At 52.9% G+C, this 20,052-nt stretch carries 18 protein-coding genes; 6 read left to right on the top strand and 12 right to left on the bottom strand.

The annotated features are described in order from the left end of the window. Positions 1-146: 146 nt before the first annotated feature. The gene (locus tag LBQ00_07755; protein ID MDR2018743.1) at positions 147-524 is read left to right on the top strand and encodes a PEGA domain-containing protein; all 378 of its coding nucleotides are present in this window, start codon (positions 147-149) and stop codon (positions 522-524) included. Between the two features lie 303 nt (positions 525-827). On the opposite strand, the gene LBQ00_07760 is transcribed toward LBQ00_07755, so the two are convergent. Together LBQ00_07760 and LBQ00_07765 are read right to left on the bottom strand one after the other, a co-directional pair. Beyond that, positions 828-1,694 carry a hypothetical protein gene (locus LBQ00_07760; GenBank protein MDR2018744.1) on the bottom strand — a complete coding sequence of 289 codons (867 nt, stop codon included), beginning with the start codon at positions 1,692-1,694 and terminating at the stop codon, positions 828-830. A gap of 316 nt (positions 1,695-2,010) precedes the next feature. Continuing rightward, on the bottom strand, positions 2,011-2,205 hold the full coding sequence (locus LBQ00_07765) for a hypothetical protein (protein MDR2018745.1): 195 nt from the start codon (positions 2,203-2,205) through the stop codon (positions 2,011-2,013). Positions 2,206-3,430: 1,225 nt separating this feature from the next. Between LBQ00_07765 and pcnB the strand changes: the two genes are divergently transcribed. From pcnB to LBQ00_07780, 3 genes are all read left to right on the top strand, one after another. After that, positions 3,431-4,774 (top strand): polynucleotide adenylyltransferase PcnB, encoded by a 1,344-nt coding sequence (gene pcnB, locus LBQ00_07770; GenBank protein ID MDR2018746.1) that lies wholly within the window; start codon positions 3,431-3,433, stop codon positions 4,772-4,774. A 321-nt stretch (positions 4,775-5,095) separates the two neighbouring features. After that, on the top strand, positions 5,096-5,287 hold the full coding sequence (locus LBQ00_07775; protein ID MDR2018747.1) for a hypothetical protein: 192 nt from the start codon (positions 5,096-5,098) through the stop codon (positions 5,285-5,287). Positions 5,288-5,468: 181 nt separating this feature from the next. Next, entirely contained in the window at positions 5,469-5,906 is a 438-nt protein-coding gene (locus LBQ00_07780; GenBank protein MDR2018748.1) for a VOC family protein, read from the top strand. Between the two features lie 224 nt (positions 5,907-6,130). Here the strand turns inward: LBQ00_07780 and LBQ00_07785 are convergent, their stop codons facing one another. From LBQ00_07785 to LBQ00_07795, 3 genes are all read right to left on the bottom strand, one after another. Beyond that, complete coding sequence (locus LBQ00_07785) at positions 6,131-6,580, bottom strand: gamma carbonic anhydrase family protein (protein ID MDR2018749.1); 450 nt, start codon at positions 6,578-6,580, stop codon at positions 6,131-6,133. Positions 6,581-6,790: 210 nt separating this feature from the next. Next, positions 6,791-7,993 (bottom strand): Xaa-Pro peptidase family protein, encoded by a 1,203-nt coding sequence (locus LBQ00_07790; protein ID MDR2018750.1) that lies wholly within the window; start codon positions 7,991-7,993, stop codon positions 6,791-6,793. Next, on the bottom strand, positions 7,968-9,680 hold the full coding sequence (locus LBQ00_07795; GenBank protein MDR2018751.1) for a proline--tRNA ligase: 1,713 nt from the start codon (positions 9,678-9,680) through the stop codon (positions 7,968-7,970). Before LBQ00_07795 ends, LBQ00_07790 begins: the two co-directional genes overlap by 26 nt. 279 nt (positions 9,681-9,959) lie before the next feature. Here LBQ00_07795 and LBQ00_07800 point away from each other — a divergent pair, with 279 nt between their 5' ends. Further along, positions 9,960-11,435, top strand: a complete 1,476-nt coding sequence (locus LBQ00_07800) for a glycosyltransferase (GenBank protein ID MDR2018752.1) — start codon at positions 9,960-9,962, stop codon at positions 11,433-11,435. Further along, positions 11,435-12,505, top strand: a complete 1,071-nt coding sequence (locus tag LBQ00_07805) for a DUF4922 domain-containing protein (GenBank protein ID MDR2018753.1) — start codon at positions 11,435-11,437, stop codon at positions 12,503-12,505. The genes LBQ00_07800 and LBQ00_07805 overlap by 1 nt, the downstream gene beginning before the upstream one ends. A gap of 101 nt (positions 12,506-12,606) precedes the next feature. Here LBQ00_07805 and LBQ00_07810 read toward each other — a convergent pair whose 3' ends face one another. From LBQ00_07810 to LBQ00_07840, 7 genes are all read right to left on the bottom strand, one after another. Continuing rightward, positions 12,607-12,816, bottom strand: coding sequence for a hypothetical protein (locus LBQ00_07810; GenBank protein MDR2018754.1), 210 nt, complete (start codon positions 12,814-12,816; stop codon positions 12,607-12,609). 106 nt (positions 12,817-12,922) lie between these two features. Beyond that, complete coding sequence (locus LBQ00_07815; protein MDR2018755.1) at positions 12,923-14,266, bottom strand: acetyl-CoA decarbonylase/synthase complex subunit gamma; 1,344 nt, start codon at positions 14,264-14,266, stop codon at positions 12,923-12,925. 147 nt (positions 14,267-14,413) lie between these two features. Beyond that, positions 14,414-16,633: a CO dehydrogenase/CO-methylating acetyl-CoA synthase complex subunit beta gene (gene cdhC, locus LBQ00_07820; protein ID MDR2018756.1), complete on the bottom strand. Its 2,220-nt coding sequence runs from the start codon at positions 16,631-16,633 to the stop codon at positions 14,414-14,416. Positions 16,634-16,645: 12 nt separating this feature from the next. Beyond that, positions 16,646-18,592: an anaerobic carbon-monoxide dehydrogenase catalytic subunit gene (gene cooS / locus LBQ00_07825; protein MDR2018757.1), complete on the bottom strand. Its 1,947-nt coding sequence runs from the start codon at positions 18,590-18,592 to the stop codon at positions 16,646-16,648. Positions 18,593-18,608: 16 nt separating this feature from the next. After that, positions 18,609-19,553, bottom strand: a complete 945-nt coding sequence (locus LBQ00_07830) for an acetyl-CoA decarbonylase/synthase complex subunit delta (GenBank protein ID MDR2018758.1) — start codon at positions 19,551-19,553, stop codon at positions 18,609-18,611. Between the two features lie 12 nt (positions 19,554-19,565). Then, positions 19,566-19,781, bottom strand: a complete 216-nt coding sequence (locus LBQ00_07835; protein ID MDR2018759.1) for a hypothetical protein — start codon at positions 19,779-19,781, stop codon at positions 19,566-19,568. 88 nt (positions 19,782-19,869) lie between these two features. Beyond that, a partial coding sequence (locus tag LBQ00_07840; protein MDR2018760.1) for a hypothetical protein occupies positions 19,870-20,052 on the bottom strand: 183 nt, incomplete at its 5' end.

A 20,052-nucleotide genomic window follows, 5' to 3' on the forward strand; every position in this document is an offset into this window, starting at 1 on the left:
GGTTGGTGTAACGGGTGGATGCTGGAAAGGCTTAATATACGGGGGAATAGAAAGGGCTTATGTTCTTTGGATATAGTTATAGTATATAAGGATATATAAAGATTGGGAGGGGAGGGTAGGAAGGATCCCGTGTCAAGGAGAATGTTATGAAGAAATTGAGCGTTCTGGTTTTGATTCTGTTCCTTGCGGCATGTACGAAGGCGGGTATGTTTCGGATCAATTCCGTGCCCGATAATGCCACGGTGTATGTAGACGGCGTGTACGCCGGAGTCACCCCCTACACCGTGCATACCGAATGGTATGACATATTGGGCATTCCCGTAGGCGACCGTTTCCACTTAACCGTAGACAAGGAAGGCTACAATACGGTGGAAATGGATACTTCCGTGAAAGAGCGCAAGGCCTATAAGGGCGGCGCTGCCCATAAATCCGGCGCTAATCCCGCGGGCAAGAGTTCCGTGACCCAGACGGAGTCCGACTCAATCTATACGTTCACGTTCCCCTTGGAGCCTAAAGCCCCATAAGGCACGCCGGCGCGTCTGCATGTAAAAGAACCCCGCGCCTAGCCGTGCGCAAAATAATCCCATAAGGCCCGGCCGCACGTAAAGCAGGGCTGCAGTTTCGGCGGGAACAAAACCAAACCCCCTGGCCGCATCTTTTGACTGTCAGTACCGTCAAATGACCCCGATAATGATGATTTAATGAACCTCCGCGCCCCCTCCCAAGCGGCGGGCGGCTCTCTCCCGTATGTATATATCGTATAAGCCAAACATTTTAAGCCGAGGCGGGGAGGCGCGCGCAAAGACACAAAACGAAAGACGCCCGCTTCATCTGATAGAGCCGGCAAACCCATAATGGTCAACCTGCCACCCTTCCGGGGGCATTTCCATGCCGTCAATATAGACTTTTCTGCCATCAAGCGCGACCCTCCCTTTTGCGATGAGATCATGAACGGCAAAGGGATAGATCGTCCAGTCTCCCTCCACTTTGAGTGCTTCCTGGATGGCCGCGGAAACCTCCTTTAACGATTCGTAAAGGTTATTGCTTTCCCGCTCGGAAGCCTCCCGGAAATCCTTGAGGGTCCTGGCGCCCGTTTTTTCCGCGAATCGTCTCACATCCCGAAGCTCTTGATCCCATCGTGACAGCGGCACGGATGCGGACTGGATCAATATAGGTCCACCGTCGTCGCTTTGGTCAACAAAGAAGACCGTCGATTTCACGGCCCGGTCTTCGGCCAATATGGCTTTGGCGGTGGGTATCCAGCCTAAGCCGGTGTATTTCCTTGCATCGGCAGGATGAACATTTAGAATTACAGGGAAATATCTGTCAACCATCCAGTCTCCTATCCAGAGATCGTATCCGGCAAGACAGATCAGGTCCGGGCGGCCATTTAGCGCCTGTTCCACCAAGGTCATGATTGCCATGTCGTAACTATTTCTTGCCGCGCCGCGTCTGGGAATTTTTTCGAGTCCCCACATGTCATTGAAGTACCGGGCTGAATCAAGGGATACCGATTGAGCGCCGCGGGTTTTTGCTTTTGCCGCGCCCGCGCAGCCGGGCACATTGCTGAAAACAACATGCTGCTTATTGGGGTCTCTTTCGTATATCTTATCGTAATTGGTTCCGGAACCTGAGACGCCGCATGCGTATTTCATCGGCCCGTGAGAGGGATCGAAAACCGGTTTTGGAGCCATCGTTAATACCTCCTCTGCGATGCTTCATGGATTTGCAACTGTTGTCCCGTCATGCCGTTCGCCTGTTTCTTTTCCGACCGGATACTGCAAATCTTACCGGCATTTTTTTCAGATTCGGGTTGTAATTCTTTCAGGTTTTGGCCATACAGGAATTATTGGCCAACCATTACCTAATTATATCAAATAAAGGTTCATAATCAAGGCCCTTTGAGGCGCGTTGCTTTTAAATGCGAATTGTATGGGTATTCTCTTTCCTCATCAAAATAAAGCAGATTTTTGAGTGTGCTGCCCCCGAATGAGACAGCGACGGGTTGGTTTAACCTCTGAGACAGCTATCGGGCACCGACTCCCACCTCGAACATTTACGGCGAACCGCTCCCTTGAAGGCCCGGAACAATTCATGTTCGTCAAAATCCGCCTCCGGCAGGACCTCGTTTACGGCGTCCTTTAAAGCTTCCCGCATCTCCGTGGAAAGGCGATCTATTATTTCCTCCGGATCAATATATTTCATCTATTTCCTCCTCGCCTTCACATTCTTAAATCAGTTTGAGCCGCACCCCTGTCCACGCTGTTACTCCAAAGTCAGGTATACCAGCATGGGGCACGATCCTTCATTTTCCGGCAAATAGATCCCTTAAGGCGGCGGCCCTTGGTTTTGCCGGCTATAATCAGGCCTCACCCAAGCGTGAGCAGCTTAACGGCAATTTGCTCCAAATTCCTGTAATATGGCAGACCAATTAAAATATTCAAGCGAAACAACCAAAAAAATATTTAAAAAAGGTACCATATCACGACGCGCCTTTCAATTTCCAAGAATTCATTAGCGAAACGCACCGTCTCATCGTCGAAAATCAGGACCACACAAGCCGTCAACGGTAATACATCAGAAAAACTTGACGGACTCCCGCTTATCTACTATGATGGTTAAGGAACATGTATTCGTTATTTTTAAACAAGGAGGTCCTGAATGACACGCTGTAAAATTGGTTTTCTGATTCTTGGATGTGTTCTTTGTGTATCCATAGGAATGCCTGTTGGAGCCAATGCTCAGGGATTTGCTCTGCCACCGGCATATGCCGTACCGTCTGCGCCTAACCTGGTGGTCATACCTGGAACGTACGTGTATGTGATCCCCGGTATTTCTATGGACATTCTATTCTGGAACGGTTCCTGGTACCGCCCGTACGAAGGGAGATGGTACATGTCCAGATCCCACAGGGGGCCGTGGGCATACGTCAGGCCGAACTATGTCCCGCCAGCTTTGACCAGTTTGCCCGGGAGGCACGCATGGGTTCAGCCGGGACACCGGCCCATACCTTACGGACAGTTTACAAATAACTGGAAGCGATGGGAACGGGACGGATACTGGCAAAGAGACGACCACTGGCGGCGAGGGCAGCGCCATGAAAACCAAGGACATGGCCGTGGTGGATATGACCACAGGGTTCCTAATAAGGGTCATGGGGGTCATGGCCGCTAAAGGCAGGCGATATCGTATCAGGGCGCTCAAGTCCGCTTGAGCGCCTCCTGCATAGACCTTCCACAAATGACCGGTTTACTCATTTTACCTGAGTGACGTCATTTCGTTTAGCAACTTTGATTGTCCTTTTCCGACCTAGCATTTAAATTCTTATGCTCGCCTATCAGGTAAAAAGCGGGTAAAGTCAAGAGGGCCATCCTTGCCGGAGAAGCTGCCCCGATTGGTTTTTGGGGCCTGATATGGTACACTACAGATTGTGAGGCCACGAATTATTCCCCGGAAGGGACATCACATGTCGCGGAAGCATGTAAGTCCAAATGCGCTAAGTGCGCTTTACCGCCTCCATGCTCGCGGCTTTATTGCCTACCTTGTGGGCGGATGTGTCCGCGACCTTCTCTTGGGGAGAACCCCCAAGGACTTTGATATAGGAACAGATGCTACGCCCAATCAGATCAAGAAGCTTTTCCGGAACTGCCGCCTTATAGGCCGCCGCTTCCGGCTGGCTCATCTCCATTTTAAAAATGAAATAGTGGAAGTATCAACTTTCCGTCGGGCAGGTTCGCCTTCCGACAATCCGGAACCGGAAGAGGAGGGCCGCCCCAAGCGTCCCCGGCACATCAAAGACGAGGAAGGAATGGTTCTTGTCGACAATGTGTTCGGAACACCGGAAGAGGATGCGCTGCGCCGCGACTTTACCATCAATGCCCTCGCTTATAATATCGCGGACGCTTCCCTCATAGATTTCAGCACCGGTCTCGCCGACCTTAATGACAGGGTGATTCGCCCCATCGGCGAACCCAGCGTCAGGTTTACGGAAGATCCTGTGCGGATGCTCCGTGCGGTACGATTTGCCGCGTCCCACGGTTTCGACATAGAGTCCGCCGCCTGGGAAAGCATCTGCGAGCTATCCTCTACGATTTCCCGCGTGCCGCCGGCAAGGCTCTATGAGGAGATACAGAAGCTCTTTCTCCTCGGATCTGCCCGGACAGCTTTCCGCCTCATGGACAAGAGCAGACTTCTGTCCACCCTCTTTCCCAGTCTCGGCCGCTCAATTGATGGAAACAGCCGCTGCCGTGAACTGCTGGAGGCAAACCTTGCGTTCATTGATCAAGCGTACCGAAGCGGTGGTATGGCCTTGTCGCCGGCGCTTTTTTTCGCGGCGCTCTTTGGCCCCAGTCTGGAAAGAGCGGCGCTTGTGCGCCACAAGGAAGGCATTCCCCGTCATCAGGCGCTGGATGAAACGTGCGCCCTTTTCATGGAGGAGATCTCGAAAACTGTGTCCGTACCCGGACGGGTTGGCGGGCGGATGCGCGCTATTCTCGCCCTCCAGGCATCGCTTCATAAAATGCCGCCACGGCGGCCAGCCTCCATTGCCGGCAGGTCTGAGTTCGCGGAGGCCCTCGCCTATCTCCGTATTGCGGCGGAGACGAAAAAAGAATATAAACCTTCCCTTGAATGGTGGGACACCTTCCTTTTGGAGATGCCTCCCATAGCGGCGGCAGAGCCGGCAACGGAGAAACTCCCTAAAAAAAGACGAAGGAGGCGGCGGCAGAAAGGCCGCCACGTCCCCATGGCGCCGTCTGACCAGGAAAAAGGGTAGCGATCTTCGAGGTACGGCAGGCTTTTTTGTCTTGAAATTAGAAGTCAGTTGGAGCAAAATTATTTCTATAGCCGGTTGCAATTATGGTGAGGCCTATCTCTATATTGATATGACCGCTTCTCTGAAGATGACAGCCCCGGCTCTCATGGATTTTTCGGAAAAAGTACAGGAGACTTAATTTAAAATCGTAATTTAAGGAGGTCTGATATGTCACACTTTGATATGATAGGGTGAGTGGACTGAGGGGACGACCACGAGCCGCCACCAGTTAGTTGGCGCATACTTACTTTTCCTGACGATACACAGATCGGTTTCAATGGTTTGGACGAGGTACTGGCCGGCCTTTACGCAGAGGGCAGACAGCCGAATCAGGAGACTGCCGAGGAAATGATCGACAGGTTGGAAGCTAAAAAGAACTATATCCCTTCGTCCGGCAATTCCCGCAGAGAGTATGAGTATGTACTGCTCAAGGAATACAGGGCCTACATGAAGAGCCAAACCGGCGTCCGCTGACCTCGGGTCAGACATTTGTCCGGCCAAAAGCCACGGAATCCCTCCTGGAAGCGCCTGGTGCGGCTTCTATTCCACGGGAACGAGGAATTCGCACCTTGGCACCTTGGGCGGGTGGCGGGTATTGGTTTATCAGCAGCCGCGAGGGAGATGGCGCGAACCTCCTCCCGAAGGAGAGAAGGCGATGAAAATCAATAAGATAGACCATATATCAATAGCGGTAAAAGATTTGGAGGCGGCGAGAAAGTTTTGGGAACCCATCATGGGAAAGTCGGGACCGGACGATCCTTATACCGATGAGCCCGAGAAGATCCGCGTGGCAAGGTACTGGCTGGGCGGGGTTGGGTTTGAGCTTATGGAATCCACTTCCCCTGACGGCCCTGTAGCGAAGTGGATTGAGAAGAACGGCGAAGGAGTCATGGTCGTCAGTTTCGGCACAGACAATACGCGAGAAGCGGTGAAGGAATTGGAGTCCATGGAGTATCCCTTTATCCCCGCCGAGGGAGGAGAGAAGGTAAGGCCATTCAGAGACTGCGAATTTGCCTTTATTCATCCGAAGAAAGCAAACAATGTGCTCCTCGAACTGATTGACTACAAGTGGGACGAGTTGAAGGAGAAATAGATCAACTGTTCTGTGAGACCGTTCTGATTTTTAACAAAAAGACGATCAGTTCGAAATATTCTTCCTGATGCCAAATAGTACGTGCAGGTTTACGCATGTTTTTCACCTTTTCCCGTCTGATAATTTCAAAATAGCAGCCCTCTTTTAAGGACAAAGGCATGGTCAGTCGTAAACCACCCTTGGATACCTCCGCCCCAAGCGGAGGGGAGGTTCATGGGATCAGGCTATGTGGGGTGCATCCCCTTTTCGAGATACTTTTTAGCGAGATTAATGTAGAGGTCTTTGCCCATGGTCCAGAATTCAATATCTTTCCGGGCGATGGCGCGGATTATCCTTGTAGGATTCCCCCCTGCCACCACGTCGCGGGGAATGATCTGATTCATTTTCACTACGGCGCCTTCGGCGATGATCGTATTTTCCCCTATTTCCGAGCGGATACTCAGGATCGCGCCCATGCCGATTACCGAGAGTCTGCCGATGGAGGCGGAATGGATTATCGCCCCGTGGCCTATGGTTACCCTTTCGCCTATTTCGGAGGTGGAATCCGGGGGCGCATGGACGATAACGCCTTCTTCCACCGCAACTCCGGAGCGGACAATGATAGAGCCATAGTCCCCGCGGAGTATCGCCCCATGTCCGATATAGCAGTTGTCGCCTATTACTACATCGCCTATGACAAGGGCGTGCTCGCTTACATAGGTATCCTTCCCGACCTTGGGTTGTCTGCCGTCAAATGAGTATTGGATTTTTCATCCTCCTTTTTTTCTAAAGCTCCGGTATAAACGGACCTTGCCGTGCTACTAGGTCCGGAGTCATGGGGTGCTGTGCAGGAACAAGGATAAGGTTCTTTTATATGTCCATCATGCACAGGGTATCCGTCCCTTCTATACCGGTACGATGTCAATGGGAAAATCGACAACCCTTTCCAAGCGGTCCTTTCTCACGATGTAGTCGACCTCAATCCCTACCGCACCTTCGTTTGGGAAGATGAACTTGGGCTCAAAAGCAAAGACCATGCCCTCTTTGAGCGTAATGTGGTGTCTTGGCGTGATGACGGGCAGCTCGTTGATCTCAAGGCCAAGGCCATGGCCTACAAAACCCACTTGCCCTTCGCCGTATCCCATGAAATGATCTTCAAGACGGGCCTTCTTCGCTTTTTCATGGGCCCTGATGAAGATCTCCGTGCCGTCGATACCCTCTTTGCCAAAAACAGTAGCGTCTTCCACTATCTCGCGGGCCACCTCGTAGGCCTTGAAAAATATCTCTTTCAGCTCTCCCGCGGCGTATACGCGCGTCTCGTCAGTAATATAGCCGTTGTAACCGCTGCCATAATCAATAATAAGAGGGATTCCTCTTTGCACCGTATTGATGGACGGACCCTGACCAATGGCGTGGGTGACTCCCACCCCCGAGATGGGGACGTCAGCGCCTGAGGCATATGTGGCCGAGTGGCCATGGGTGACGTAGATATTCATCATCTCCTGATTGAGTCCTCTCATCCTCAAGAAACCCTGGTGGCCATGGATTTTCCCTTCAGCTTCAAGGGCGGCGGCGATATCTATCTCTCTCGTCCCTTCTCTCACCACGTCCGCCGCTTTCGCAAACACCTTGGAGATTATCTCCCCTGATTTCTTTATCTGAGTAATTTCAAAAGGACTCTTGACGATCCTTACGTCTCTTATGAGTGATGAGATGTCTTCGAACTTGTCATAGCCGAGTATGGTTTTCCAGCGCTCGTAAACAGCGACGGGGAGCACATCAAACTCCATCCCCCCCGTACCCTTGAGCAAACCTCTGGCAAGAAGGGCGTCTTTCACATCCTTATCTTTCTTTATGGGGATAATTTCAAGAGGCGTCTCAATACCGGCCCTCACGAGGCTTTTTTCCACAAAAAAGAACGGCCCGTCGTCGACGGATACCACAAGGACCCCTTTCTGTATCGTGCCCGTGAAATAAAAGAGGTCGACATTCTGGAGAATAACCGCGAAGGAGAGACCTTTGGCGGCCATTTTTTCTCTGAACAGGTTTATCCTTGCATCTACTTCTTCTCTGGGGGTCAGATCACAAACGTTTAAGCTCTTCAACATGGCTCAAGATCCTTTCTATTATATCTTCTTTTTTCACCCTCTCGGATTCCTTCTCGCGCCTGAGTTTTATCTCCGCATACCCTTCTTTCAGGTTTCTTTCCCCGATAGTGATCCGTATGGGTATGCCGATGAGGTCGCAATCCTTGAATTTCACCCCTGGCCTTTCGTTCCTGTCGTCCAAGATGGCATCAATGCCTTTATCGAGAAGCGCATGGTATACCTGGAAAGCGAATTCCATGGATTCGGCATGGGAGGTGTTTACCGGCAGCACGTCCACCTCGAAAGGAGCTATGGCGATGGGGAGTATCATGCCGTTGTCGTCATGGCCCTGCTCAATGGCCGCGGCCACGGTCCTGGAAGCGCCGATACCGTAGCAGCCCATTACCATGAATTGCTCTTTACCGTTCTTGTCAAGGAAAGCGGCGTTCATCGCCTTGCTGTACTTGAGGCCGAGCTTGAAGATGTGGCCTACCTCAATCCCCTTTGTGGCGGTATGGGCTTCCCTGCACCGCGGGCAGAGGTCGCCCGCCTCCGCGATCTTGAGATCGTAGAATCCTTTTACGGAAAAATCCTCCACGTTTACGTCCACAACATGGACGTCTCTCTCGTTTCCGCCGATCACGAAATCTTCCATAAAGAGTATATCCATATCCGCGCAGAGGGGAATGGTAAGACCGATGGGACCCGAAAACCCCAGGGGCCCGCCTGTGACTTTCTCAATAGTCTCCTCGTCTGCCAATTCTGCCCAGTCGAGGCCGAGAAGGTTTCTGAGCTTCGTCTCGTTGACCTCTCTATCCCCTTTGACGAGCACCCCGAGGACGCCCTGGTCCGTATTATAGATGAGGGTCTTGACAAGCTTTGCCGGCGCCACACCTAAGAAGGCCGCCACATCGCCGACTTTTTTCTGCCCCGGAGTCTCCACCCGTTTAAAAAGGCCTTGCTTCCTGGATGTGGCCGTCTCGGCGAAACCGATCTCCGCTTTTTCAAGGTTGGCGGCATAGCCGCAGTTCGTGCAGGAGATAATTACATCCTCGCCCGTATCGGCAAGGACCATGAATTCGTGGGAGAAACTCCCGCCTATCTGCCCTGTATCAGCCTCAACCGCCCTGAAATGAAATCCGCACCGTTTGAAAATGCGCATGTACGCGTCGTACATGTTGAGATAGCTCTCCTCCGCCCCTGACTCGTCGGCGTCAAAACTGTACGCGTCCTTCATGGTGAATTCCCGCCCGCGCATAACCCCGAACCTCGGCCGTATCTCGTCCCTGAATTTCGTCTGGATCTGGTAGAGGACTAGGGGGAGTTCCCTGTATGAGCGCACCTCCCGGCGCACGAGGTCGGTGACCACCTCCTCGTGGGTGGGGGCGAGGCAGATGTCCCGGTTGTTGCGGTCGACGAATCGGAGAAGTTCTTTTCCGTACTTGTCCCATCGCGAGCTTTCGACCCAGAGTTCCTTAGGCTGGACGAGGGGCATCATGATCTCCTGGGCGCCTTTCCTGTTCATCTCCTCCCGTATGATCTGCTCCACTTTTCGGAGAGAACGGAGCCCCAGTGGCAGCCAGGTATAAATGCCCGAGGCAAGGCGACGGATGAATCCGGCGCGGAGCATGAGCTTGTGGCTTATGACCTCAGCTTCCTTGGGTACTTCCTTCATGGTGGGGATGAACATCCTGGAGAATAACATCATGCCTCCTTGCGAGCTGGTGAGTGAACATAAGAAAGCATGATGCCTCTTTATGTTTCTGTGAAAAGGTACTCCAAAATAGCTGAAAATTCAATGGATTTGTTGGCGAGGATAAGGGACGGAGGAGAGTTGCCGCCAGGTAACGCCTATGGAAGATACTTCTAAGATACGGGTTAATAAATAAAACTTTTCTTTGAGAATGGCCTGTAATTGGAATGCCGTCTCCGATGTGCTATCATGTATTGTGTTTATCCGCATTGTTTGCGCTTCAGGAGATCGTGAATGCCCCCTCTGACTATCGCCGCTTCTTATCGGCCCGGACCTCTTTTTCATAAAACAATCGCCGCTTTCACCAGATCAGGCATCGTTGAGCGTGTAATCGTCGTCTGTCCGGAAACGGTCAGTCCGCCGCCATCCGGGGCGTATGAACTCCTTCCCGGGTCACTCTCGTCAGGCCGGACGCTCATTGCCATTCTTGAAGATTTACGGACGAATCATCTGCTCCTCCTTCCCGGGGCAGAGCAGATTTCGGCAGGACCCGATACGCTCCATAGAATGGTGGAGGAGGCCCGCACTACAGGGGCAGGCATGGTCTATTCCGATTTCAATGATGAGGGCGCAAGAGGCGTATCGACTCACCCCCTCATTGATTACCAGACGGGAAGTGTCCGCGATGATTTCGACTTTGGGGCCATGATGCTCTTCCAGGTCTCGTCGGTTCGTCATGCGCTTGGGAAATACGGTCCTATTTCTCCGGTAAGGTTCGCAGGTCTCTATGACCTTCGCCTCAAAGTTTCCGTCGACCACCCCCTCCGTCGTATCGGAGAGCCGCTTTACTCCATAATTGAGGCGGATAAATCTCAATCCGGCGAAGCGATTTTTGCCTATGTCGATCCTCGAAACAGAGCCGTACAGGAAGAGATGGAAAGGGTTTTCGCCGAACATCTGAAAAATACGGGGGCGTATCTGTCGCCGGAACATCTGAGGAATGCCTGTGAATCAACCGGGTCTTTTCCGGTGGAGGCCTCCGTCATTATCCCCGTAAAGAACCGGAAAGGAACGATCTCCGACGCGGTGAAAAGCGCCTTTTCGCAGGAGACGGATTTTCCATTCAACGTCATCGTGGTGGATAACCATTCAACAGACGGGACGACTGGGGCGCTCTCCGGGCTCGCCGGCAAGTTTCCCGCCCTTGTTCACATCGTGCCGGCAAGGACCGACCTGGGCATAGGGGGCTGCTGGAATGAAGCCCTCTACGCCGGCCAATGCGGACGCTATGCCGTTCAACTGGATTCTGACGACCTCTACAGCGGCCCATCAACGCTTCAGAAAATTGTAGACCTGCTGCGCCGTGGGCGGTACGGGATGGTAATAGGCTCCTATACTATCGTCAATTTTGATTTGCACGAAATTCCTCCCGGACTTATCGACCACAGGGAATGGACCGACGGGAACGGCCACAACAACGCGCTTCGTATAAACGGCCTGGGTGCGCCGCGGGCATTCGATACAGGCCTCATGCGTGCTTTCGGGTTCCTCAATGTGAGCTACGGCGAGGACTATGCGGCGGCTCTTCGCGTCTGCCGGGAATACCGGATCGGCAGGATATATGAAAACCTTTATTTTTGCAGGCGTTGGGAGGGAAATACCGACGCGGCCCTATCCATTCCCGAGATAAACAGGAACAATATATTCAAGGATAAAGTCCGCACCGACGAAATCCTTGCCCGGAAGAAAATAAACATGGAGGGGGCCTGATGACCGAAAGACGGACGGGACAGGGACATCCCAGGGCTTCTCTCGCCTCAAGAATATATGCCTCCTTTGACGGGAATGGAGGAAGGAGCGGCCTTGACAGTCTTTGCGCAAGCCTTCTGTCGGAACAGAAAGAGGCGTGGGCTGATTGCCGGGAAGGCCATGAATCCCTTGACGACGTGAAGGTCCGCACGCTCTTGTGCGCCGGTTTCTCCGTGCGCATCCAGCACAATCGGGGACGGATGAGGAGCACCACGGCGGCCGTGGAAGAGAAGGTCATAAGCGAAAGACCCTGTTTCCTGTGTGTTTCCAATTTAGCCCCAAGCCAGAAAGGCGTCCTCTATCGCAACGGATACCTGATTCTTTGCAACCCCATGCCCGTATTTCATCCCCACTTCACAGTGTGCAACCTTGATCACCGTCCCCAGGCAGTGGAGGATAATATTCAAACCCTCCTTCAGCTCGCAGGCGACTTCGGTGGTTCCTGGACGGTTCTCTACAACGGACCGCGATGCGGGGCGTCAGCGCCCGACCATCTTCATTTCCAGGTAATCGCATCGGGACAGATGCCCGTGGAAGATGAAATCGAGGAGGCGGGCAGACTTATGCCTGCCGCAAAGAGGGATGGTTCCCGTCTGTTTCGCGTCGGGAATATGGGGAGGGAAGCGCTGCTTATTGAGGGTGACAGTCCGCTCACTGTGTCGCGGGTATTTCGCGATCTTGCACGAGCGCTCAGGAAGGTTCTTCATTCCTATGACGAGCCCATGATGAGCGTTGCGGGTTTTCTCCGGGGCCGTCTGTGGCGGCTCCTGGTATTTCCCAGAGCAAAACACCGTCCCGAGGCCTTTTTTATGGAAGGCGATGCCCGCCTGGTGGTAAGCCCCGCAGTCATTGAGATGGGAGGCGTGATCGTAGCCCCCCGGGAGAAGGACTTTGATCGGCTAAACCAATCCCATGTGGAGGGCATCTACGGGGAAGTATCCCTGGACGGAGGAACCGTAAAGGAAGTCATCCGCGCCATGGCGGAATGTGACGCCGCCCCGCAAAACTTGCCTCGCATTTCTCCGCAATAAGCATAAGAGCTCCATCCCCCTGACAGTATTGGTTATCCCGCCTAATCAGTCTCATAAGCTCCCGCTGATAGTTAGACTCTATGCGATGGGGGTAATCCCATTTATTCTTCATCATCCTCATCATCAAGATATTTCAAGTCTTTGGGGTCAAACCCCAATACAGCTATGACATCTGGCGGCGTTACCTCCATCTCTTCGTCATCGGGGTCAGGGTCGTCTACTTCTCGACTAAAGTCATAACTACCCTCGTCAGATTCATCCTGATCTGAAAGCTCGGATAAAAATGCAATGGCCTCCTCATTGCTGATCATTATTTTTTCCTCCATTTATCAAATACTCTGGGGTCTATATATGCCTGCAACACAATAGTAGGCGTATTGCCAAGTTTTTCACTTACTATTTTACCTACCTCATTGATCAGTTCGCCTTCCACATTTTGAGGTAAGCAGGTAAATGGGCCGCCTCTCTCGGTCCTACGAGGATCTCCCAGCCCGGAAGCTCCTCTTCCAAATCCCCTAAGATCACCGCTGCGTAGCCGGGGATGATGAGTTTATGGTGCTTCAATTTGTCGGCAATACCGCTCTTTTTGATAAACGATCCCACGAGATCACCTACAAATTTTCCCGCCGCCCAAGCGGTCATTACGGAAAGGCCTTCCGTATCCATAATGGCGAGCCATGCGGGTACTCGCGAATTCTCTATCTCGCCGCTTATAATGAAATAGGTGAGAGAGAAATTGCACGTAACGAGTACAGGGGAGTTTTCATCGGGATTGTTTATGGGATAGAGGCCCTCCTGGGTGGTCATTGGCCTTTGAGGATCGGTATAGATATTCATCCTTTGGAGAAGAAGGGGAAAAATCGACTCGCCCTGAAAATCACTCATCACGATAATCCCCGCATATTTCGCAACAAACATGGAGGCGATCACGGTCTCTTTCATCAGGTCATCAGTCATTTCGCAAGGAAAAGTGATGGTTGGAAAACCCAAGGGTTTATACTTTGTTTGGAGCGCTGCTCTCCTGATAATGATCTGTTCCTCAAATCCTTTCTTCACTGTACGGGTTGAAGTGTCGATAACCAGGTCCTTAATGCCTTGGGCAGTTAGCGTCTCGGTGAGTGAGGCGACTTCTTCGAGTCCCGTACCTTTTACTGCGAGGGGGCATTCGAATTCCCGGGCGAGGGCGCCGAAGGCTTCGCAGTTTTCCCTGGTGGCCGCATAAATGAGGGGTTTTCGCTTTTTTGCTGATTCAAGGGCCTCTCTCATGACGGACGGATCGCAGGACATTATAACAATAGAATAAGGCTCGTTGGCCGCCTTTTGCACAAGACGAAGGAATCTCTCCCTGTTGCCGGTCTCTTTTAAGGCCACGAGCTCAGGTTTCATGATCTGGCCTACCCGTTCATACTGATATGCGGCGAGACTGGCAAACCGCCGGTCTATTTCGGCGTCGTCCATACTGTCTGTGATCAGAATGGCGACCCCGGGCTTATTGAAGAAGGTCTTTTCGTGACGGAACATGACAGTCTCCCCGCCCGTCTTCACCTCATAATCGCCCGTGCCTATGGATACCTGCCGGATCGGCGGGGCGGAAGCTTCCGAAAGCTGCTCCTGCGCCTCGTCACTCACCGTGGGGCAAAGGCTGAGATCGCTCTTGCCGGCAGCGAGCGCCATGGCAAACGCCAGGCATGTAGGGAATTTACATTCTCCGCAGTTCGTCTTTGGCAGCAGCTTGAAAATCTGTATTCCGGTCAACGCCATTGTTATTCTCCTTCGGCTGCAGTCGTTAAAGGGCATGGAACAGTGATAGCCGAAATGCAAGGCGAAAGGAGGAAAAAAGTCCGTGACCTCAATGATCTCAATTTCTCTTTTGCTTTTCTGTCAGTCGCCTTATGTTTTGTCTATTCACTAAAAAAGAGCTTCCATGCCGAGGCACGGGTGACCCTTTTCGGTAATGTACGCAAGGACTTCATCTTCAGTGGCGGCTACGGTCTCATCGGCTATCATGTCGGGGAGGTCGGGGTAGCCTAACTCTTCGCCCCTCTTTTTCAGTCTGTCGTATATCTCGTCTTTTAGCCTTTTGGGCATCCATGCGATGCGCAAAAGACCGCCGTCACCTTTCAGGAATTTCCTCTGGGTAATATTATACTTGCTGTGGCCTAAGAAACCAGGAGTTTGGGCGCCTCCTCCCACGGAACCGGCGAGGCTCGTGAATTTCAGACCGCATGGCGTCATATCGAGGAAGTCCCTGTCTACCGTCATAATCGCGTTGCACATGGGCAGAACCGCCGCGATGCACTCGCAGCAGCCGCAGGTGGTCATTGGGTCTACCATGAGACTGTAGAGGCTCACGTTCTCCACTTTCTGCCGGGAGGCCTTCCTTATGTAATCGTTGCAGCCTTCAAACTGGCCGTAACGCTCGTCAATGCAGTCCCCCTTCTGCACGGGCTGGTTGGGTCCGTCGGGACTTATCTCGTTGGAGGCGCGGCAATCAAGCCAGTTATAAGCGCCGCACAGTCCTGTCCTCTCAGGGCTCACGATGCACACATGATCCGGCGCGAAAGATTGGCATAGGATACATGAGTAAAAGGTGTCAACGTCTTCGTCGGTCATCCCCTCAATCCGCGCGTCCCTGTGTTCGTAGGAAGTCCTCGCCTGATCGAGAATCTCTTTCACTTTGGCCTCATCCGTGTATATCTTTATCTGCACCTTGTCGAATATGGCGCCGAAGTCCTGATGGTATTTCGCGTGGATGATCCTGCCTATGTCTTCGAGTTTGAAACCTTTCTCTGCCGCCTGCTTTGAGATCCTTATCCAAGCGATGTCCCTCTGCCCTATGTGCATGACGCCCTGGGCCTGGTTGATGAGGTGATGATTCTGCCGCTCCAGTATAGGCTCGAAATCCTCCTGGAAGTTTCGGCCCGCCACTTCGGCCACCATGGCGAAATGGAGGCGCGCTCCCGCCTGAATATCTCCCATATTTGAGCCGATCACCTCAATTCGCCCGTCCTCTACCTCATCCATCCTCTTCGACGTGGTCCATTCGACGGCAATTGTCCTTCCGCCGCCCATCTCGAGGTAGATATCTTCTCCCCTCACTCGCTCCCCTTCAAAGGCAGGGCCGTAGGAAACCGGGATGGGCACTTTTGCGACCTGGATTTTAAGTCCCCTCACTTCGACGGCCCTCTGGACTATCTGGTCATGGGGGATATTGGAGACCACATGCTCATACGTGCATATGCCTGTGGGAAGTACCTGCGGTATCGGGGTGTCGGCGATGGTGGGGAATCCCCAGTTGATCGCCCCTGCCGCATTTGCGTACCACTCGTCGGTCACATCCCCCAAGGCGAGGATAAAGGCGTACGTTCTGTCTTTATTATAGATGAGGTTCCGCCTGAAATCCCCTGGCTTGATGCCGCCGAACGCCATGGCGACACGGCACGCGAAACCGATGGCGAACACGGCCTGGTGCACATCAGGGCCGAAGGAGACGAGCCTTGTGGGCCACCCCATCTGGACATTTTCCTCAATAAGCTGCTCGGAGAACCGTCTCCCGTTGTTCTCGCCGCACATGAAGACATAAAGGTTCTTTTCCTGGAGTTCCAAGGCGATCTTCACGGCAGTCTTCGAATCGGGCGCCGCCCCCACGATGGCGGCAAAGCCGGGGGCTGTGCCATCGACAAATTCCACCCCCCGTTTTCTGAAAATCACGTCGTTTGCGGCGCCGAGCCATAACCCTTTTCCATTCCGGGAGGGGTCGACATCTTCGCTGTTTGCAAGGTAGCAATCGGGCTCTTCAAGGTATCTTAAGGCCTCCATCATCTCTTCGGCAAAGAACGTGGCCATTCCTGCGTCAAGGGCAGGGGCGAGATATGGCAGGGCGACGTTCTCTCTCACCGGCGGAGGTATAAGTTTCCTGCAGATATGAAGGACTCTTTCCATATCCCCTATCTTTGAGACGGCGATGCCCGTCATGGAGTAAATGATGGGCAGGTAATAGGCCGTGTTGGGAAAGGCTACCTGCTGCTCCGGTCCGTACTTCTCCAGCGTCTCCTTATATGTTTCTTCCGCTCTCCGAAAGATTTTATGTGCTCCTCTTATCGCGGCGGACGCGATTATCTTCGACATCGGACGCCTCCTTTATGCCAGTTCCCTGCGCATTGCCATATCAAACAATACGCGCTCACGCGCTTTTTCGAGACCGAGAGCCTTTCTCTTCTTATCTATCTGGCTGATCATAAGATGGGCTGCTTTTACAGGATCTTCTTCGTAGGCCCACATGCCTTTGTATATTTCTTCGAATTCCTCAAAGAGATGACGGGTCACCTTCTCGCTGCCCACAGTGGGCCATGTGGTGCCAAACACGGTAAATACACCGGAAGCCACAAAATACTGTCCTATGGCGAGGGCTTTCTCGCTCATCCATTCAGGCGCCGCCCCCACGACAGGGAGATCAGAGAGATCATCGCCCAGGCCGCCTTCTTTTACCATGGCGGTGGCCGCAATGAGGAGTCTTGAATTGTCCACGCACGCCCCCATGTGGAGTACAGGTGGAATACCCACTGCCTCGCATACCTCCGCGAGACCGTCTCCCGCGAACTCTCTTGCCGCCTCCGGAGTCAGAAGCCCTTCCTTTCCGCATGCCATGGCTGCGCACCCGGTGGTGAGAACCAGAACGTCATTTTTTATGAGTTCCTTTATCATGGCAATGTGGGCGGAATCGTGAACGGTCCTCACGTTGTTGCATCCCACAACTCCGGCTACTCCTCTGATTCTGCCGTTTATGATGTTATCATTTAAAGGCCGGTAGCTTGCCCTGAAGAGGCCTCCCAGCAGGTAGTTGATAGTTTCATGGCTGAACCCAACCACAATATCTCTGGCCTGATCGGGAATATAGACGGATCCGCGCCTGTTGGGATAGTTCTCAATGGCCATTTTGAGGATCTTCTTCGCCATATCAAGTCCGGAGTCGGGGTGGAACTCCATGTGGACTGCGCCCTCAATCTTCGCCCTGTCCGAGGTTGTGACGAGCTTTGTGTGGAAACAGGCCGCCACATCCTGAAGCCCCTGCATCTGACACTGGACGTCAACGGTCATAAGCTCTACCGCTCCTGTCACCAGAGCGAGTTCCTGCTGGAGGAAGTTTCCTGCGCACGGGATACCGTGTCTCATGAGTACTTCGTTGGCGGAACAGCACATGCCCGCGAGGTTGATTCCCTTTGCTCCCGCTTTTTCGGCGAGTTTCTTTATCTCGGGATCACGGCTCGCCGCCGCGAGAAGCTCGGGCAGGAACGGCTCGTGGCCGTGCACCACCACGTTCACTTCATCTTCCTTGAGGACGCCTAAGTTAATCTTACCCACCACAGGTACGGGCGTGCCGAACATTATATCCTGGAGATCCGTAGATATCATGGAGCCGCCCCAACCGTCCGCAAGGGCGCAGCGGGTGGCCTGCTCAATGATATGGGTATAGTCCTGGTCGACGCCCATGTGGGTCCGGTGCATAACCTCGACCACCTCTCTGTCGACCCCGCGGGGCACAACCCCCAGTCTTCTCCACAACTCCTGCCGTTTCAAGGGCGCTTTGCCGATATAGACAAGCTCGCCGTGCTGCTTCCCGAATTCATCAAGCGCTTTTCTGCCCAACTCTACGGCAATGTCTTTGATTTCCTTTCCTTCAATCTCTATATTGAAGTCGAGGGCCACTTCTAAAAGCTTGACCTCGTCCTTTATCTCGAAACCCTGGGCCTGCCCCAGGGCCGCCTTGAGGAATGTCTCCACCACTTCTCTTGCGTGGTCTGAGTGCGCCGCAGTACCGGCGGCAATCTTCCGGGCAAAATTCCTCGCCACCACCGTCTCTATTGTGGCTCCGCATACGCCGACCCTCCGTTTCTCCTCGCCTTTCTTTGAGCGCGGAAGTCTGCATGGGCCCATGGAGCAGACCTTGCAGCAACTCTCTTCCACCCCGATCGGGCATGGTCTTATCTCGTCGGCCCTGAAAAACGCCGTACTGATCTGCTCTTTTTCGGCCTTTTCAAGGAGCTCTTCCGTTGCCTTATCGATGCTCCGTTTCTTTTCTTCTGCCATTTAAGCCCCCTTCTTCCTAACCCATCAACGCCCCGGTCATCTCTTTGACCAGGGAAATCGCGTCAGGATGCCTCATAATTACGATATCCGCGCCCGCAATAAGGAGACTAATGGCGCTCACCGCTTCCATCAGAATTACCCGCTTCTTCTCGTCCCCGAGTCTCGCCTCCTCCGCTTTCGTGAGTCTCGCCTCCCTTGATTTCCAGATTTCCTGGGCCATATTGCAGATGATGGGGGACTGGAGCTTCACGTCCTCCTGGGTAAGGGCTGCCATCCGGTCCCTTTCCATCACGGAATAAGTATATTCGAGACCGTAGCCAAGACCGCCGGTCGTGGGGTCAATGATAATCTTGTCGTCGGGCACGCCGAGGTTGCCGAGCAGGATATTCAACTGCTTCGCAAGGTTTACATCAATAGGAGACGATGCCGCAACCGCCTGCCCGTATCCTATGGCCATGGCCCCTATCTGCTTGTAGTTCTTCTCCGCCACGGGGCCGATCAGGAGGTTCTTCCCTTCACAGACCTCCGCCACCCTCCTCAATAAGACCGCGTCCTTCTCTTCGCTGGTAGTACCCCACACAATCAGGGGAACATCAACGGCGGCGGATACGGCCTCAACAACCTTTACCGCTTCCTCGGGGTCCCGGTCCATGCCGTTTGGGTCCGTGCTCTTAAGCATTAGGGCGATGATCTCGGCGCCGTATGTTTCTACCGACTTTCGCGCCCATGCCGGAGGATCTCCTATTACATCCCCATAAGGCTCCACTGCCCATTCAGGCCAGTCGTCCGGTTGAAAGTCCCACACTTCAAAGGCCACCTTAGGGGTATGAGGCATCTCTCCCTCGAAAAGGTGGAAGGGGTAGCAGGATTCGCCGCCTATCGTTACCGCCTTGGGACCTGTGCCGATAGTGACTTCTTTGACGCGGCCGCTGTATTTTGTCGTGGGGATCTGAAATGGCATATCTTCTCCTTGTCAGGCGTCTTTCTTCCGTCTTTCGCTGCCGAACCAGTCTTTGCTGTACCAATAGCGGAGAGCGCTCCGGAGGTAGTTTACAGTCAATTCACGCGTATCGAGACGTGCTTTCCAATCGTAGGAGCCGTCCGGTTTTCCCTCTTCGTAGGTAGGGCCCAGTACTTTGACCTTCTCTCCGTCAAAGCGTTCTTTTTCGTCGTAGATATATTCGCTCACAAGTCCTCCCGATCAATACTAATCCGCTTAAAGCCCATCGGCGTAAACAATCTTTGCTGAGGAAAATTTCAAACAAAATTGTTATCTGTCAAAAAAGATTGTTTAAGCCTGCGAGAGCCGCCATATTATAACAAGTTCTGAAAAATATTGAAAGCACCCTCCCCCAGGCGTCAAACCTTATCAATGGTTCACATAGAGACATCTTCCCTATAAGCGCTTGGTCAATAATAGCTTTTACCCTTGACAAACACATTCTGCTTGCTATACTTAC

The sequence above is a fragment of the Syntrophobacterales bacterium genome, assembly GCA_031274925.1.
Classification (GTDB): Bacteria; Desulfobacterota; Syntrophorhabdia; order Syntrophorhabdales; family Syntrophorhabdaceae; genus PNOM01.

Coding starts and splice junctions, on each gene's coding strand:
- LBQ00_07755 (MDR2018743.1), top strand. CDS start 147: ATGAAGAAATTGAGCGTTCTGGTTTTGATTCTGTTCCTTGCGGCATGT.
- LBQ00_07760 (MDR2018744.1), bottom strand. CDS start 1,694: ATGGCTCCAAAACCGGTTTTCGATCCCTCTCACGGGCCGATGAAATAC.
- LBQ00_07765 (MDR2018745.1), bottom strand. CDS start 2,205: ATGAAATATATTGATCCGGAGGAAATAATAGATCGCCTTTCCACGGAG.
- LBQ00_07780 (MDR2018748.1), top strand. CDS start 5,469: ATGAAAATCAATAAGATAGACCATATATCAATAGCGGTAAAAGATTTG.
- LBQ00_07790 (MDR2018750.1), bottom strand. CDS start 7,993: ATGTTGAAGAGCTTAAACGTTTGTGATCTGACCCCCAGAGAAGAAGTA.
- LBQ00_07795 (MDR2018751.1), bottom strand. CDS start 9,680: ATGATGTTATTCTCCAGGATGTTCATCCCCACCATGAAGGAAGTACCC.
- LBQ00_07800 (MDR2018752.1), top strand. CDS start 9,960: ATGCCCCCTCTGACTATCGCCGCTTCTTATCGGCCCGGACCTCTTTTT.
- LBQ00_07805 (MDR2018753.1), top strand. CDS start 11,435: ATGACCGAAAGACGGACGGGACAGGGACATCCCAGGGCTTCTCTCGCC.
- LBQ00_07810 (MDR2018754.1), bottom strand. CDS start 12,816: ATGATCAGCAATGAGGAGGCCATTGCATTTTTATCCGAGCTTTCAGAT.
- LBQ00_07815 (MDR2018755.1), bottom strand. CDS start 14,266: ATGGCGTTGACCGGAATACAGATTTTCAAGCTGCTGCCAAAGACGAAC.
- cdhC (MDR2018756.1), bottom strand. CDS start 16,633: ATGTCGAAGATAATCGCGTCCGCCGCGATAAGAGGAGCACATAAAATC.
- cooS (MDR2018757.1), bottom strand. CDS start 18,592: ATGGCAGAAGAAAAGAAACGGAGCATCGATAAGGCAACGGAAGAGCTC.
- LBQ00_07830 (MDR2018758.1), bottom strand. CDS start 19,553: ATGCCATTTCAGATCCCCACGACAAAATACAGCGGCCGCGTCAAAGAA.